The sequence below is a fragment of the Variovorax sp. 01N429 genome (assembly GCF_056399425.1).
The window spans coordinates 89,467-103,877 of sequence record NZ_JBFTRG010000022.1 but is presented as its reverse complement, the minus strand read 5'-3'; the positions used below and the strand labels follow the sequence as shown (position 1 = coordinate 103,877).

Here is a 14,411-nt window from a genome sequence, read left to right as displayed (position 1 = left end):
ATCAGCGAAGCCCTCTATTATTACACGATTTTCAGAAGATTCGAAAAACTTTTGAAGTTTTTTTCTTCCCCCTCTCCGCTCATCTCAATACCACCCCGGAGAGCAACATCAAGATCCGTGTTTAGCGGAGCCTTCGATTATGACACGGTTTTTAGAGGCTTTGAAAACATAAAGAAGTTTTTTTAAAACCCGCTCTATTTACTCTTTTGCCTCCGCTCACCTCGACCGTCTTATAAAGACTCGCCGAGATCCGTGTTTAGCGAAGCCCACGATTATGCCATCACTTTTCGGCTGCGGGCAACACTTTGCGAACTTTCTCGTAGACGCATCTACTGGCGCGCGGTACGCACGTTGTCCGGAAGGGCCTGAGGCCAGCTTGTGCGGAACGGGTTGATGTCCAAGCCGCCGCGGCGAGTGTAGCGGGCGTAGACAGCCAACTTGGTTGGACGGCAGCGGCGCCACACATCCGTGAAGATGCGCTCCACACAGGGTTCATGGAACTCGTTGTGATTGCGAAAGCTCACGATGTACGCTAGGAGACCTGCTTGGTCGATGGGGGGCCCGTTGTAGCGGATCTGCACGCTGCCCCAATCGGGCTGCCCTGTTACGAGGCAATTGCTCTTGAGCAATCGACTGGTCAGCGCCTCGGTAACGGGCGCTTGCGCGAAGTCGCTCGAGAGCAGTTCGGGCGCTGGCTGGTATTGAATGCATTCGATATCGAGGCGGTCCAAGTCGAGGCCGTCCAGTTCATGCACAGGAACTTGATCGAACGCCGCGGGCGCCAACAACTTCACCCCGATGCTCGCCACCCGGCCACTGCCGCGCCAGACCGCCTCGCTCAGGTCAGCGCGAAGCCGCTCCCTGACGGCCGCTGAATCGGGAAACACGGTACTGTTGAAGCTGTTCAGGTACAGCTTGAACGACTTGCTTTCGATGATGTTGGGCGTCTCGCAAGGGATCGTGAAGTGCGCGATGGCCAACTGTGGCTTGCCTCGTGCGTTGAGCCAGCTGAGCTCGAAGGCTGTCCACAGATCGGCACCAAAGAACGGAAGCGCACTGCCATCGATGCCCATGGCTTCACGTTGCGTCGCGCGCGAGATCGGGAACAGCAGACTGGCGTCGTATTGGTCAACGTACGCCGAGGCGCGGCCCAACTGCGACTGTTCCGGGGTGTTGTCAAGGCTCATGGGCGTCCTTCAGCTGACTTTTGAAAGGGAATCATGGTGTCCTGAGCATCCGGATCAGATGAACTCGCGTTCGCGCAGCCACTTGGTCGCGACCCACTTTTCGCCGGAAAGCACGGGCGCACCTCCATGCAAGGTGCGCGTTGCAGGATCGGGCTGGTCGTAGCTGAAAAACACCCCCGTTCCACGTTTGGGCGCCACTTCGAGGCCGACATCGGGGAAGGTCGTCGCCCCACCCTGTTGCGGCTCCTGCAGGTACATGACCAGCGTGGCCACCCGCTGCCCACCGCGCCGAAGAATGAGTGGCGTGCCGGGCTCGCCCGGGTCGAAGTAGTCGTAGTGGGGACGATATTGCGCGCCCGGCGCGTATCGCAGGATCTGCAGGCCTTCGCCGAATTCGAGAGGCCATTGAAGCAGCCTGGCGATGCGTTGCTCCAATCGCGCAACCACGGGGTTCTCTCCGCGCTCGAAGAACATGCCGTCGCTGGTTCGATCGACATTGAGCGCCTCGCCACCGGTTTGCGTTTCGACCGTGAGCGACCGCGCGAGACGCTGGCGCGCTGTGGCGATCAACGCATCGCACTCTTCATCGGACACGAGATCTCCGAACACGATCACGCGCGGGTTGCGCATTGTCTGAAGGACTTGCACGCGACGGTCGCCGGCTTCGATGTAGAGCGGTGCGGCCGACAGATCCGGCCCAGGCATCGGCTTGCTCGGCTCGGCAACCGTCGAGGTCCCGGCCGATTTGAGCTCCACTTCCGCCAGAGCTGCGTCTGCCGCGGCGTCTTGCCATCCGGCTGCACGCATCGATGCACGCAGGCTCGCAACCGTATGGCCGGCCGCCACTTGCGTGGCGACCCATTCGCGAAGTTCAGGACTGATCGCCTGTCCATGACTCATGATGATCTCCGTCGAAAGACGAGGCGCTCGGGCTTGGACGCCGCGGCATCGAATCCATACCCCTCGAGGTCGAACTTCTCCAGCGCCTTGGGCGTGCCAGCCTTGTGAAGGATGGCCCATCGCGCCATGAGGCCCCGCGCGCGCTTGGCGAAGAAGCTCACAATCTTGTAGCGTCCTTCATCACCCTTGGCGCCAGTGCTGCCTTTCCACTCTTCAAAGACACACTCCACCACGCGAGCCTTGAGAACGCTCTGGTCGACCGACTTGAAGTATTCCTGCGAAGCCAGGTTAATGACAACCGGCGTGCGATCAGCGACCAACCGCTCGTTGAGATGCGCCGCGATCCGCGCTCCCCAGAAGGCGTACAGGTCCTTGCCGTGGCGATTTGCAAGTTGCGTTCCCATCTCGAGCCGATAAGGTTGCAGCAGATCCAGCGGCCGCAGCACGCCGTAGAGCCCGCTCAGGATGCAGACATGGTCCTGCGCCCAGGCAAGCTGTGCCTCACTCAGCGTTCTTGCGTCGAGCCCGCCGTAGACATCGCCATCGAATGCGAGCGCGGCCTGCTTTGCGTTCCGCTCGGTTMCCCTGGAAGCCCAGGCCGCATAGCGCGCCACGTTGAGCGCGGAAAGCTTATCGGACAAATTCATCAACTCCGCGACCTGCTGTGGCGACTTCTCGCGCAGGAGCTTGATGAGTTCTGACGCCGGGCTTCTGGGCCCTTCGAAGCGGGCCTGGGTGGACGGTACCGTTTCAGATACCGGAGTTTCGTAGTCGAGAGACTTGGCAGGAGACAGCAAAAACAGCATCGTTCAATTATGTGCGGCGCCGCCAAGGTGACGTCAAAGAGGCACTGGTCATCTGGACAAGGCGGCGGACGGGAACCGGCTATGCATGGGTGCCCGTCAACTATGCGGCGCCGCATTGACTGCGGCACACTCTCAGTCGAATAAAATCCGCCCACTTCCACCCACAAGCGGCATCCTGCGGGATGCCGTTCGTCTTTGTACCGCCATGAGCGAAACCTTGCCCCAACCCGGCCTCGAGAGCCTTTCCAAATCCTTCGAACCCGTTGCCATCGAGGCGCACTGGGGTCCCGAGTGGGAGCGGCGCGGCTATTCGGCCGCTGGCTTCCGCGGCACGCAGAAGGCCAAGGAAGGCGCGCCATCCTTCGCGATTCAGCTTCCGCCGCCGAACGTCACTGGCACGCTTCACATGGGGCATGCGTTCAACCAGACCATCATGGACAGCCTCACACGCTACCACCGGATGGCAGGCGACAACACCCTGTGGCTGCCCGGCACCGACCACGCGGGCATCGCCACGCAGATCGTGGTTGAACGCCAACTGCAGGAACAGAAGATCAGCCGGCACGATCTCGGCCGCAAGAATTTCGTCGCTCGCGTCTGGGAATGGAAAGAGAAGTCCGGCAACACGATCACGGGCCAGATGCGCCGCATGGGCGACTCGGTCGATTGGAGCCGCGAGTACTTCACGATGGACGAGACGCTCTCCAGCGTTGTCACGCAGACCTTCGTTCAGCTCTACAACGAAGGCTTGATCTATCGCGGCAAGCGTCTGGTCAACTGGGACCCGGTGCTCAAGACAGCGGTGAGCGATCTCGAAGTCGAAAGCGAGGAGGAAGACGGCTCTCTCTGGCATATCGCCTATCCGCTGGAAGACGGTTCCGGCTCTCTCACCGTTGCGACCACTCGCCCTGAAACCATGCTGGGTGACGTTGCCGTGATGGTGCATCCCGATGATGAGCGCTACAAACATCTGATTGGCCAGCGGGTCAGGCTGCCGTTGGTCGACCGACTGATCCCGGTGATTGCCGACGACTACGTCGACAAGGAATTCGGCACCGGCGTCGTCAAGGTCACGCCGGCGCACGACCACAACGACTATGCAGTGGGCCTGCGCCACGGCCTTGAGGTCATCGGCGTATTGACGCTCGATGCCACCATCAACGACAACGCTCCCGAGAAGTACCGCGGTCTGGATCGGTTCGTGGCACGCAAGGCTGTCATTGCCGACCTGGAGGTGCTGGGCCTGCTGATCGAGACCAAGAAGCACAAGCTGATGGTGCCGCGCTGTGCGCGCACAGGTGCGGTGGTCGAGCCGATGCTCACCGATCAGTGGTTCGTCGCCATGACCAAGCCAGACGCCAGCGGCCAGTCGATTGCGCAGAAAGCCATCGATGCGGTGCGCTCGGGCGAGGTCACTTTCGTTCCGGAAAACTGGATCAATACCTACAACCACTGGATGGAAAACATCCAGGACTGGACCATCTCCCGCCAGCTCTGGTGGGGCCACCAGATCCCCGCCTGGTATGACGAAGACGGCAAGGTCTACGTCGCAGCCAGCGAAGCCGAAGCGCAAGCGCAGGCCGTCGGAAAGACACTCACGCGCGATGAAGACGTGCTGGACACGTGGTACTCGTCGGCGCTGGTGCCCTTCTCTTCGCTCGGCTGGCCCGAGAAGACGCAGGACCTCGATCTGTACCTGCCCTCGACCGTGCTTGTCACAGGCTACGACATCATCTTCTTCTGGGTCGCCCGGATGATCATGATGACCAAGCATTTCACCGGCAAGGTGCCTTTCAAGCACGTCTACATCCATGGGCTGGTCCGCGACTCGCATGGCAAGAAGATGAGCAAGTCGGAAGGCAATGTGCTCGATCCCGTCGACCTGATCGACGGGATCGCGTTGCCCGAACTGCTCGAAAAGCGTACGCAGGGGCTGCGCCGGCCGGAGACGGCACCGACGGTCCGAAAGAACACTCAGAAGGAATTCCCGGACGGCATCCCGGCCTTCGGCGCCGACGCGCTGCGCTTCACCTTCGCATCGCTCGCCTCGCTGGGCCGCAGCATCAACTTCGACGCCAAGCGCTGCGAAGGCTACCGCAACTTCTGCAACAAGCTCTGGAACGCCACTCGCTTCGTGCTCATGAATTGCGAAGGCCAGGACTGCGGCCTCCGTGAACACACGAAGGAAGAATGCGCTGTCGGCGGCCCTGCGCACGGCTATCTGAAATTCAGCCAGGCCGATCGCTGGATCAGCTCGCGGTTGCAGCGCGTCGAAGCCGATGTCGCCAAGGGTTTCGATGAGTACCGGCTCGACAACGTTGCCAACGCGATCTATCAGTTCGCATGGGACGAGTTCTGCGATTGGTATCTCGAAATCGCGAAGGTGCAGATCCAGCAAGGCGAAGACGCGCAGAAACGGGCGACGCGGCGCACGCTGATCCGAACCCTCGAGACGCTGCTGCGCCTCGCGCATCCGGTCGTTCCGTTCATCACCGAAGAGCTGTGGCAAAAGGTCGCCCCAGTGGCAGGGCGTGCGGGTGAGTCAGTGATGGTCGCCGCTTATCCGAAGAGCCAGCCCGAGAAGATCGATGAGGCCGCCGAAGCGCACGTCGGGCGACTCAAGTCGCTTGTCGATGCCTGCCGCACGCTGCGTGGCGAGATGAACGTCTCGCCTGCGACGCGGCTGCCGCTCTACGCGGTTGCCGACGATGCTGCAGGAAGTGCCTTCCTCCGCGAAGCCGTCCCGGTGCTTCAGGCCTTGGCAAAGCTCAAGGAAGTGAAGGTTTTCGACGACGAGGCCGCCTGGTCCGCCGCCGCCGAGGCTGCACCGGTCGCGGTGGTCGGCGGCGTCCGTCTCTGCCTGCACATGGAAATCGACAAGGCGGCGGAAAAGGTGCGCATCGGCAAGGAACTTGCCCGCGTCGAAGGCGAAATCGCCAAAGTCAACGGCAAGTTGGGCAACGAGGCGTTCGTCGCCAAGGCACCTCCGGCTGTCATCGAACAGGAGCGCAGGCGGCTGACGGACTTCAGCGCGACCGTCGATCGGCTGCGTGATCAGCTTGTCCGCCTCGGCTGACAGACGAAAGTATTGTGCGGGGCTTAGTATCAGACAGCACGTCTCGTACGCAGCCCTCATCCGATCTACCTCGATTCAACCTCATGCCCATGTCCACTTCCCCGACGCGCATTCGCAAGGCCGTGTTTCCAGTCGCAGGCTTCGGCACTCGATTTCTGCCGGCAACCAAGGCCCAACCAAAGGAAATGCTCCCGGTGGTGGACAAGCCCTTGATTCAATACGCCGTCGAGGAAGCCTATGCGGCGGGCATTCGCGACATGATCTTTGTAACGGGGCGCAATAAGCGCGCCATCGAAGATCACTACGACTCTGCCTACGAACTAGAGTCACAACTCGAAGCCAATGGAAAGACCGAACTGCTCGCGATCGCGCGTTCCGTCATGCCGGACGACATGACGTGCTCCTATGTGCGCCAGCCGCGCATGCTGGGCCTGGGACATGCCGTGTTGTGCGCCGAACATCTGGTGGGCAACGAACCCTTTGCGGTACTGCTGGCCGATGACCTGATGGTGGGTCCGGACGGCGGCGAGCCCGTGCTCGCGCAGATGACGCACGCATTCGGCAAGCTCGGCGGATCATTGCTGGCGGTGCAGGAAGTGCCGCTGGAGCACGTCAAACGCTACGGCATCGTCGCTGGCGATGCCGTGGAAGACGGACTGATCAAGGTTAACCGGATGATCGAAAAGCCCAAGCCCGAAGACGCCCCTTCGCGGCTCGGCGTCGCCGGCCGCTACATCCTCACACCTGGCGTGTTCGCTGAAATCCGCAATCAGCCAAAGGGTGCGGGTGGCGAAATCCAACTCACCGACGGTATTGCCGCGCTCATGACCAAGGAGTCGGTCTATGCCTATTCCTACAAGGGCACGCGCTATGACTGCGGCAGCAAAGAAGGCTTTCTGCAAGCGTCGGTAGAGTTGGCGCTGGCGCACCCTGAGGTAGGAGCGTCTTTCCGCCAATATCTGAAGACGCTGGAGCTCTGATTCGGCACTGGAGCTTCCAAGCCGCGAGCCGGCGGCGTCGCGGCCATGTCACCGACGCCGGAGCACGTGGATGAATTCGTTGCCGATTGTCTGCTGCTCGACGAGGTCGTTTCCGGTCTGCCGCGCAAACGCCTGGAAGTCGCGTACCGACCCTGCGTCAGTGGCTACGACCCTCAACAATTCACCGCTCACCATGTCGTTGAGCGACTTCTTGGCCTTCAAAATGGGCAACGGACAGTTAAGCCCGCGGGCGTCGAGTTCTTTGTGGATCTGCATGGCCATTGTTTGAAACTCCAACGATATCAGGAGGCCGGCCTCGGCCATTCCATGAACTGAGGCACATGCCCTCGCGTGCGCAGCCAGTCCGCCAATGCATAGCCGGTGCCGGCCGGCCAACAGCGCAGCGCGGAAAGGTCATACAGCCGATAGTCCACCAGCTCGGGCGACAGCATCACCTCGCCATCGGCCACCGCGTGGTAGGCAATGATGACTTGGTTCATGCGCTGGAAGTCATAAACGCCCACGAGGTTCAGCTCGCTCGCATCGAGGTTGGTTTCTTCCTTAATTTCGCGCGCAATGCCTTCCTGCGGCGTCTCGCCGGCCTCCATGAAGCCGGTGATCAGCGCGTACGCCTTGTGAGTCCATGCCGCATTGCGCGCAAGGAGCACCTGCCCGCGGTATTCGATGATCGCGGCGAGAACCGGAGTCGGGTTGTTCCAGTGCGTGAAGTCGCAGGCTGTGCAGCGCAGGCGTGACTTCGGACCGCCATCTTCCTGTGCTTCGATCCAGGCCAGCGGAGTCGCGCAGGAGGGGCAAAAACGAGGTTCTTTCATCGTGGTTCAGGCGGGAAAGACGCCGGTCGACAGATAGCGATCACCGCGGTCGCACACGACGAAAACGATCGTTGCGTTTTCGACCGTCTTGGCGATTTCGAGCGCGACCCAGAGGGCCCCTGCAGCTGAAATGCCGCCGAAAATGCCCTCTTCCCGCGCAAGCCGGCGGCACATCTCTTCGGCATTGTCCTGACTCACGTTGACAACCTGGTCAACACGGCTAGGGTCGAAGATCTTGGGCAGATATTCCTGGGGCCATTTGCGAATGCCGGGAATGCGTGAGCCTTCCTCCGGCTGGGCACCGACGATTTGCACCGACGAATTCTTCTCCTTGAGAAACTGCGAGACGCCGGTGATGGTGCCCGTCGTGCCCATCGCGCTCACGAAGTGCGTGATGCGCCCGCTGGTGTCGGCCCAAATCTCAGGCCCGGTCGTCTCGTAGTGGATGCGCGGGTTGTCGGGATTCGCGAACTGGTCGAGCACCCGCCCTTTCCCCTGCTGCATCATCTGCTCTGCGAGGTCGCGCGCGTACTCCATGCCGCCGCTTTTCGGCGTCAGGACGAGTTCGGCACCAAAGGCTTTCATCGTTTGCGCACGTTCGACCGACAGGTCCTCCGGCATGATCAGCACCATCCGGTAGCCCTTGACCGCCGCGGCCATCGCGAGCGCGATGCCGGTGTTGCCGGAAGTCGCTTCGATCAGAGTGTCCCCCGGCTTGATTTCCCCGCGCTCCTCGGCACGCTTGATCATCGAAAGCGCCGGCCGGTCCTTGACCGACCCGGCCGGGTTGTTGCCTTCGAGCTTGCCAAGAATCACATTGCCACGCTTCGCATTGGCATCTGCGTCGATGCGTTGCAACGCCACCAGGGGCGTTCGGCCAATCGCGTCTTCAATCGTCGGATATTGCATGGAGGCACTGTGCCATAATTTCGCGCTCTCTTCCTTCCCTGCCCGGGTGGTGAAATTGGTAGACGCAGGGGACTCAAAATCCCCCGCCGCAAGGCGTGCCGGTTCGATTCCGGCCCCGGGCACCATGGCGCTCCGCCGTGGTTCGGAGACGCCTAAGCTTTCCGAGGCCCGGCAGTCACTTCGACTCAGCCTGCGGGCGATTGCAGATCGAAGCAGCACCCCGCGTAGTAAGCCTGATCGCCGCCCTCCACAAAGGGCACTTCAATCTTCTTTCCTTCATTGCGCCAGGCGTCGCGCCGCACATAGCCGGACTGAACCAGATCCGCGATCAGCTCGTCATACTTCTGGATCCGGTAAGGCGTGAACCCAAAGCCAATGCTGTGCACCGTGAAGATGGTGCGATCGGGATGCACGGTGGTCGTGTTGAGGATGATGCGCTTGGGCTTGACCGGCAGGGCCGCCAGAATCTCAGTCATGCGCTCCGGCAGGAACTGCAGGCATCCGGCAATAAAAAGGACATCGAAACCGCTCGCTTCCTTGTAGTCTGTCGTGAAGCTCAGTTCATCTCCAATGCCTCTTTCTGCGGCAATCTCACGGCCTGCCTGAATGACGCCCGCCACGTCGCAGGTCCTCCAGTGCATCCCCCGCGGGTAGTGGAGCATGCGCCGGAACGCGTGGAACTTGATGGCCGCGTGACCCCCGAGGTCGAACACGGTGCGCAGCCCGTCTTCGAACGACCGGGTCAGCCAGAACAAGGCCGGATAGTCATAGAAGAAGACCTGGGGCGTAAAAAGCCGCCTGGCCTCCGCGACGTTGTCAAAGCCGATCGGTTTCGACTTCGGCGCCGCTGCGAGGGCCGCGTCAAAACTTTCATACGACCCCATGAACAGATGTTCGTCCACGTTGTCGACAAACTTGCGGCGGTATGCGGACTCCCGCAGCCGGCGCAGGGGAGCAAGGTTGACGCTCATCTTTAGACTTTCAGGCCGCTTCCAGAGCCATGGAGGATATGTGACAAAAGGCTCTCCCTGTTATCTTTTGCAAACGTTTATCTTATATAGGCGGATTACAGCTCGCAATCGAAATGCCCATGACATCGGGGCTATGCAGCTTGGCATATCGCGGGGCAGCCCCCGCAGCTCACGCGCCGGATTGAAGCCCCGACACGACGGTCGGATAGAGCAGGCGGACGCGCAACTCACGCTTGAGCCGCATGTTGTCCAGCCGCCGCGATTCACCCATGAAGCTGAGCAGTGACAACGGGAGCTGGGCCCGCGCTTCTTCACGCGCGATGCGCGGCGGGCGTGCAAGACCGTACATGTTCGCGGCGAGATCAACGTAGTCACCCATCTTCAGTTCGCTGTCGTCGCTGACATGAAACACGCGCTGCGGACCGCCTCGCCACAGCGCGGCAACGCAGGCTCGCGCGAGATCATCGGCATGGATGTGATTGGTGAAGACATCGTCTTCCGCACGAAGCACCGGCGTACCTTTCAAGAGGCGCTCGCGCGGCGTGCCTCCCTCGCGGTCCGGCGCATAGATGCCGGGTATACGAAGGATGCGAGCTGACACGCCCGCCCTTCCCAGCCATCGCACGGTGCGCTCCGCATCGACGCGCCGATGTGCCCGTGGCGTGTCGGGGCGTACCGTGCGCGTTTCATTGACCCACGCCCCACCGCAATCTCCATAGACACCGCTGGTCGAACCGTAGACGAAGGATGACGGAAGTGAGCGCAGGTGCAGTGCCCGAGCGAGCGCCAACGTGCGGAGGTCTCGCCACCACAGCACCCCCTCGGCGCGCGGCGGGGGCGCGAGATGAAGCACGCGGGTTGCGACGCCCGAGATGCGGCGCAACGTGGCCGCTGAGTCCAAGTCCGCGAGAAGCGGCGCAAAACCGCTCTGGCGCAGCAAAGGAACACGTTCGGGCGACGAAGTCAGCGCGATCAGATTGACGCGGCCCCGGAGAAGACGAGCAGCCCGAAGGCCCACGTCGCCGCATCCGACAACAAGCACGCGCTCCCGCCGGAAGCGCGAGGGCCTCGCGCCCAGAGGGCTGTTGATTGAGGGCAAAATCCATCTCCCTATAGAAGCAGTAGCGAAGAATAACCATGACCAGCGCAGCGCCGAGCGAATCGGGCTTTCACATCACGGTAGAACCCAGCGGCCGCCATTTCGACGCTCAACCGGACGAGACCATTCTCGCGGCCGGGATCCGCCAGGGCATCGGACTGCCCTATGGCTGCAAGGATGGCGCATGCGGTTCGTGCAAATGCAAGAAGCTGTCAGGGACGGTCACGCTGGGTTTGCATCAGAGCAAGGCGCTGAGCGCCGAAGAAGAATTGGGTGGCTTCATCCTGACCTGTTGCGCCCGAGCGGAAAGCGACGTGGTGCTCGAATCGCGCCAGGTCACCGAGGCTGGCGCCTATCCGATTCGCAAGATGCCGGTGCGGGTGCTCGCATTGGCGAGGAAATCACACGACGTCGTACTGCTGCGCCTGCAATTGCCCGCCGGCGAACCACTGCAGTTTCATGCGGGCCAGTACATCGAGTTCATCCTGCGCGACGGCACGCGCCGCAGCTACTCGATGGCCAACGCGCCGCATACGCTGCTGGAGCCCGGAACGGGCATCGAGTTGCACATCAGGCACCTGCCGGGCGGCAAGTTCACGGATCACGTGTTCGGCGCGATGAAAGAAAAAGAGATCCTTCGCGTCGAAGGCCCCTATGGCAGCTTCTTCTTGCGCGAGGAATCCGAAAAGCCTCTGATCTTCCTGGCTTCGGGCACCGGGTTCGCACCGATCAAGGCGGTGCTCGAACACATGAAGCTGAAGGGCATCGAGCGACCGGTCACCCTGTACTGGGGCGGTCGCCGCCCAGAGGACCTCTACATGGACGACTGGGTCCGAGCACAGCTGGCCGAGATGCCTCATCTGCGTTATGTGCCGGTGATCTCGAACGCAGTGCCCGAAGACGACTGGAGAGGACGAACCGGCTTCGTTCACCGGGCCGTCATGGAAGACTTCAGCGACCTGTCGGGCCATCAGGTCTATGCGTGCGGCGCTCCGGTGGTCGTCGATTCCGCAAAGCACGACTACGTGGCCGAGCGCGGATTGCCCGAGGAAGAATTCTTCGCCGACGCCTTCACGACGGAAGCAGACAAGGCCCTGCCCTGACCCTCACTGACACCCAGATATCAACCAGCACAATCGGATTCATGAACGCCAGACATTTCCTCCTCACGCTCGTTTCTACCGCAGCGGTTCTCGTCTCCGGCCAGGCGGCCGCCGAACAGCGACCGATTCGTCTCGTCGTGCCGTACGCTGCCGGAGGACCGATCGACGTGACGGCCCGAATTCTTGCCGAACGTGTGAAGGACTCTCTGGGCCCGGTGATCATCGACAACAAGCCCGGTGCCGGCGGCAACATCGGCGCCGACATCGTCGCAAAAGCTGCGCCTGACGGTCTCACGATCGGCATTGCTGCCACCGCGACGAACGCAGTCAATCCTTGGCTCTATTCCAAGATGCCCTTCAACGCCGCCACGGATTTCGCGCCCATCACCCAGATGGTCCGCGTGCCGAATGTACTGGTGATGAACGCACAGGCCGCGCAGCGCTTGAAGATCAACACGCTGGCAGACCTGATCGCCTATGCCAAGGCGCATCCCGCACAGCTCAACTATGGCAGCGGCGGCAACGGCAGCGCCGGGCACTTGGCTGGCGAGATGTTCAAGAAGGAAGCCGGCATCTTTGCCGTGCACATTCCCTACAACGGCGGCAATCCCGCCCAGCTGGCACTGATCTCGGGGCAAGTGGATTTCAACTTCGACAACCTCGCGACAGCCGCGCCGAACATTCGCTCGGGCAAGCTGAAGGCCATCGCCGTGACCACGGCCGAGCGGAGCCCCATGCTTCCTGATGTACCAACGGTTGCCGCCACGTTGAAGGGCTTCTCGGTGGACACCTGGTGGGGTCTGGTCGCTCCAGCTGGCACGCCTCCAGAAGTGATCGCCAAGCTCAATCACGCGTTCGTGGACGCGCTCCATTCGCCGGAAACCAAAAGCAAGTTCGCATCGCTATTGGCCGAGCCAGTCGCGAGCACGCCCGAACAGTTCGGCGCCTTCATGAAGAGCGAACTCGCCAAGTACGAAAAGGTCGTCAAGTCCACCGGCGCTCAAGTGGACTGATCTGCGCGCCCCGTGGGGCGCGCGCAGGGCCCGTTCATTCGCCGAGGTAGGCCGCGCGCACTTTCGGGTCGCTCAGCATCACCTTGGCGTCGCCGCTCATGGTGATCAGGCCCGACTCCATCACATAGCCGCGATCGGCCAACTGCAATGCCCGGCTGGCGTTCTGCTCCACCAGCAGCACGGTCACGCCCTGGTCGTAAACCTGCTTCACGACCTCAAAGATCTTGTCCACCATGATCGGCGACAGGCCCATCGAGGGCTCATCGAGCAGCAACACCTTCGGCCGCGCCATGAGCGCGCGCCCCATGGCGAGCATCTGCTGTTCGCCACCGGACATGGTGCCGGCGAGCTGCGTTGCACGCTCCTTGAGGCGCGGGAACGTGGCAAAGACGCGATCTATGTCCTTGGTGATCTCCGCCTTGTCGTTGCGGATGTAAGCGCCGATCTGCAGGTTTTCCGTGATGGTCATGCGCGTGAACACGCCACGACCTTCGGGCACCATCACCAGCCCCTCGCCGACCAGGTCCCATGCGCCGCGGCCCTTGATGCTCTTGCCCAGGTACTCGATGTCGCCACCCAGAAACGGCAGCGTGCCGGTGATCGCCTTCATGGTGGTGGTCTTGCCAGCGCCGTTGGAGCCGATCAGCGAAACCAGTTCGCCCTCGCGCACCTCGAAATCAACGCCTTTCACGGCCTGGATGCCGCCATAGGCGACCTTCAACCCGCTGACCTTCAAAAGGGTTTGCGCCATCTCAGTGTCCTCCCGTGCCGAGGTAAGCCTCGATCACCTTTTCGTTCTTCTGCACCGAGGCGGGCGTGCCCTCGGCGATCTGTTTGCCATAGTCGAGCACCGTGACGCGGTCGCACAAACCCATCACCAGCTTCACATCGTGCTCGATCAGGAGGATGGTGCGATCGTCCTTGCGGATGCGATCGATCAGTTCGCGCAACTGCATCTTCTCGGTCGCGTTCATGCCGGCTGCGGGTTCGTCCAGCGCGATCAGTTGAGGGTCGGTAGCGAGCGCGCGCGCGATCTCCAGGCGCCGCTGGTCGCCGTAGCTCAACGTGCGCGCCTTGTAGTCCGCGAACTTGCCGATGCCGACGTAGTCGAGCAACTCGTGCGCGCGCTTGGTGATCGCAGCCTCTTCGGCCTTGAAGCCACCGGTGCGGAAGATCGCACCGATCACGCCCGAACGGGTGCGGATGTGCCGGCCGACCATGACGTTTTCAAGCGCGGTCATCTCCGAGAACAGGCGAATGTTCTGGAAGGTGCGCGCAATGCCCGCCTTGGCGACTTCGTGCACCGCGGTCGGCTGGTAAGGCTTGCCGGCCAACTCGAAAGTGCCACTGTCCGGCGTGTAAAGGCCGGTAATGACGTTGAAGAAAGTGGTCTTACCCGCGCCGTTGGGACCGATCAGGCCGTAGACCTGGCCGCGATCGATTTTCATGCCGACGTCCGAAAGCGCTTGCAGGCCGCCGAACCGTTTCGAGATGCCTTGTACGTTGAGGACGGTGTCGCTCATTCTTGTTCTCC

At 61.7% G+C, this 14,411-nt stretch carries 14 protein-coding genes and 1 tRNA gene; 5 read left to right on the top strand and 10 right to left on the bottom strand.

Going from position 1 to position 14,411, the window contains the following annotated elements:
* Positions 1-329: 329 nt before the first annotated feature.
* The 3 genes from queF to yaaA are packed head-to-tail and all read right to left on the bottom strand — an operon-like array spanning position 330 to position 2,893.
* The gene (queF, locus tag AC1DSF_RS27230) at positions 330-1,187 is read right to left on the bottom strand and encodes an NADPH-dependent 7-cyano-7-deazaguanine reductase QueF (RefSeq protein WP_478128229.1); all 858 of its coding nucleotides are present in this window, start codon (positions 1,185-1,187) and stop codon (positions 330-332) included.
* Positions 1,188-1,241: 54 nt separating this feature from the next.
* Complete coding sequence (locus AC1DSF_RS27225; protein ID WP_478128228.1) at positions 1,242-2,087, bottom strand: 2OG-Fe(II) oxygenase; 846 nt, start codon at positions 2,085-2,087, stop codon at positions 1,242-1,244.
* On the bottom strand, positions 2,084-2,893 hold the full coding sequence (yaaA, locus tag AC1DSF_RS27220) for a peroxide stress protein YaaA (protein WP_478183764.1): 810 nt from the start codon (positions 2,891-2,893) through the stop codon (positions 2,084-2,086). Before yaaA ends, AC1DSF_RS27225 begins: the two co-directional genes overlap by 4 nt.
* Positions 2,894-3,098: 205 nt before the next feature.
* Between yaaA and AC1DSF_RS27215 the strand changes: the two genes are divergently transcribed.
* Positions 3,099-5,969 carry a valine--tRNA ligase gene (locus tag AC1DSF_RS27215; RefSeq protein WP_478128226.1) on the top strand — a complete coding sequence of 957 codons (2,871 nt, stop codon included), beginning with the start codon at positions 3,099-3,101 and terminating at the stop codon, positions 5,967-5,969.
* A gap of 89 nt (positions 5,970-6,058) precedes the next feature.
* Positions 6,059-6,949, top strand: a complete 891-nt coding sequence (gene galU / locus AC1DSF_RS27210; protein ID WP_478128234.1) for a UTP--glucose-1-phosphate uridylyltransferase GalU — start codon at positions 6,059-6,061, stop codon at positions 6,947-6,949.
* Positions 6,950-6,997: 48 nt separating this feature from the next.
* Here the strand turns inward: galU and AC1DSF_RS27205 are convergent, their stop codons facing one another.
* Genes AC1DSF_RS27205 through cysM form a run of 3 tightly spaced genes read right to left on the bottom strand, consistent with a single transcriptional unit; the run spans position 6,998 to position 8,691 of the window.
* The gene (locus AC1DSF_RS27205) at positions 6,998-7,225 is read right to left on the bottom strand and encodes a sulfurtransferase TusA family protein (protein WP_478128233.1); all 228 of its coding nucleotides are present in this window, start codon (positions 7,223-7,225) and stop codon (positions 6,998-7,000) included.
* 26 nt (positions 7,226-7,251) lie between these two features.
* Positions 7,252-7,782 carry an NUDIX domain-containing protein gene (locus AC1DSF_RS27200; RefSeq protein WP_478128225.1) on the bottom strand — a complete coding sequence of 177 codons (531 nt, stop codon included), beginning with the start codon at positions 7,780-7,782 and terminating at the stop codon, positions 7,252-7,254.
* A gap of 6 nt (positions 7,783-7,788) precedes the next feature.
* Positions 7,789-8,691, bottom strand: coding sequence for a cysteine synthase CysM (gene cysM, locus AC1DSF_RS27195; protein ID WP_478128224.1), 903 nt, complete (start codon positions 8,689-8,691; stop codon positions 7,789-7,791).
* A 40-nt stretch (positions 8,692-8,731) separates the two neighbouring features.
* Here cysM and AC1DSF_RS27190 point away from each other — a divergent pair.
* Positions 8,732-8,816 (top strand) — tRNA-Leu (locus AC1DSF_RS27190).
* A gap of 60 nt (positions 8,817-8,876) precedes the next feature.
* Here AC1DSF_RS27190 and AC1DSF_RS27185 read toward each other — a convergent pair.
* A complete protein-coding gene (locus tag AC1DSF_RS27185; RefSeq protein ID WP_478128223.1) occupies positions 8,877-9,662 on the bottom strand; it encodes a methyltransferase, TIGR04325 family in 786 nt (261 codons plus the stop codon).
* 169 nt (positions 9,663-9,831) lie between these two features.
* The gene (locus AC1DSF_RS27180) at positions 9,832-10,761 is read right to left on the bottom strand and encodes an SDR family oxidoreductase (protein WP_478128222.1); all 930 of its coding nucleotides are present in this window, start codon (positions 10,759-10,761) and stop codon (positions 9,832-9,834) included.
* 38 nt (positions 10,762-10,799) lie between these two features.
* On the opposite strand from AC1DSF_RS27180, the gene AC1DSF_RS27175 reads away from it, so the two are divergent.
* Positions 10,800-11,864: a CDP-6-deoxy-delta-3,4-glucoseen reductase gene (locus AC1DSF_RS27175; protein WP_478128221.1), complete on the top strand. Its 1,065-nt coding sequence runs from the start codon at positions 10,800-10,802 to the stop codon at positions 11,862-11,864.
* 41 nt (positions 11,865-11,905) lie between these two features.
* On the top strand, positions 11,906-12,877 hold the full coding sequence (locus AC1DSF_RS27170; RefSeq protein WP_478128220.1) for a Bug family tripartite tricarboxylate transporter substrate binding protein: 972 nt from the start codon (positions 11,906-11,908) through the stop codon (positions 12,875-12,877).
* 34 nt (positions 12,878-12,911) lie between these two features.
* On the opposite strand, the gene AC1DSF_RS27165 is transcribed toward AC1DSF_RS27170, so the two are convergent.
* Together AC1DSF_RS27165 and AC1DSF_RS27160 are read right to left on the bottom strand one after the other, a co-directional pair.
* Positions 12,912-13,628, bottom strand: coding sequence for an ABC transporter ATP-binding protein (locus AC1DSF_RS27165; protein WP_478128219.1), 717 nt, complete (start codon positions 13,626-13,628; stop codon positions 12,912-12,914).
* A 1-nt stretch (position 13,629) separates the two neighbouring features.
* Positions 13,630-14,400 (bottom strand): ABC transporter ATP-binding protein, encoded by a 771-nt coding sequence (locus AC1DSF_RS27160; protein ID WP_478128218.1) that lies wholly within the window; start codon positions 14,398-14,400, stop codon positions 13,630-13,632.
* Positions 14,401-14,411 lie beyond the last annotated feature (11 nt).

What these genes read in the sequence shown, in the direction of transcription:
- AC1DSF_RS27185 (WP_478128223.1), bottom strand. Translation starts at nt 9,662, where the DNA reads ATGAGCGTCAACCTTGCTCCCCTGCGCCGGCTGCGGGAGTCCGCATAC.
- AC1DSF_RS27165 (WP_478128219.1), bottom strand. Translation starts at nt 13,628, where the DNA reads ATGGCGCAAACCCTTTTGAAGGTCAGCGGGTTGAAGGTCGCCTATGGC.
- queF (WP_478128229.1), bottom strand. Translation starts at nt 1,187, where the DNA reads ATGAGCCTTGACAACACCCCGGAACAGTCGCAGTTGGGCCGCGCCTCG.
- galU (WP_478128234.1), top strand. Translation starts at nt 6,059, where the DNA reads ATGTCCACTTCCCCGACGCGCATTCGCAAGGCCGTGTTTCCAGTCGCA.
- AC1DSF_RS27215 (WP_478128226.1), top strand. Translation starts at nt 3,099, where the DNA reads ATGAGCGAAACCTTGCCCCAACCCGGCCTCGAGAGCCTTTCCAAATCC.
- cysM (WP_478128224.1), bottom strand. Translation starts at nt 8,691, where the DNA reads ATGCAATATCCGACGATTGAAGACGCGATTGGCCGAACGCCCCTGGTG.
- AC1DSF_RS27175 (WP_478128221.1), top strand. Translation starts at nt 10,800, where the DNA reads ATGACCAGCGCAGCGCCGAGCGAATCGGGCTTTCACATCACGGTAGAA.
- AC1DSF_RS27160 (WP_478128218.1), bottom strand. Translation starts at nt 14,400, where the DNA reads ATGAGCGACACCGTCCTCAACGTACAAGGCATCTCGAAACGGTTCGGC.
- AC1DSF_RS27225 (WP_478128228.1), bottom strand. Translation starts at nt 2,087, where the DNA reads ATGAGTCATGGACAGGCGATCAGTCCTGAACTTCGCGAATGGGTCGCC.
- AC1DSF_RS27170 (WP_478128220.1), top strand. Translation starts at nt 11,906, where the DNA reads ATGAACGCCAGACATTTCCTCCTCACGCTCGTTTCTACCGCAGCGGTT.
- AC1DSF_RS27200 (WP_478128225.1), bottom strand. Translation starts at nt 7,782, where the DNA reads ATGAAAGAACCTCGTTTTTGCCCCTCCTGCGCGACTCCGCTGGCCTGG.
- AC1DSF_RS27205 (WP_478128233.1), bottom strand. Translation starts at nt 7,225, where the DNA reads ATGCAGATCCACAAAGAACTCGACGCCCGCGGGCTTAACTGTCCGTTG.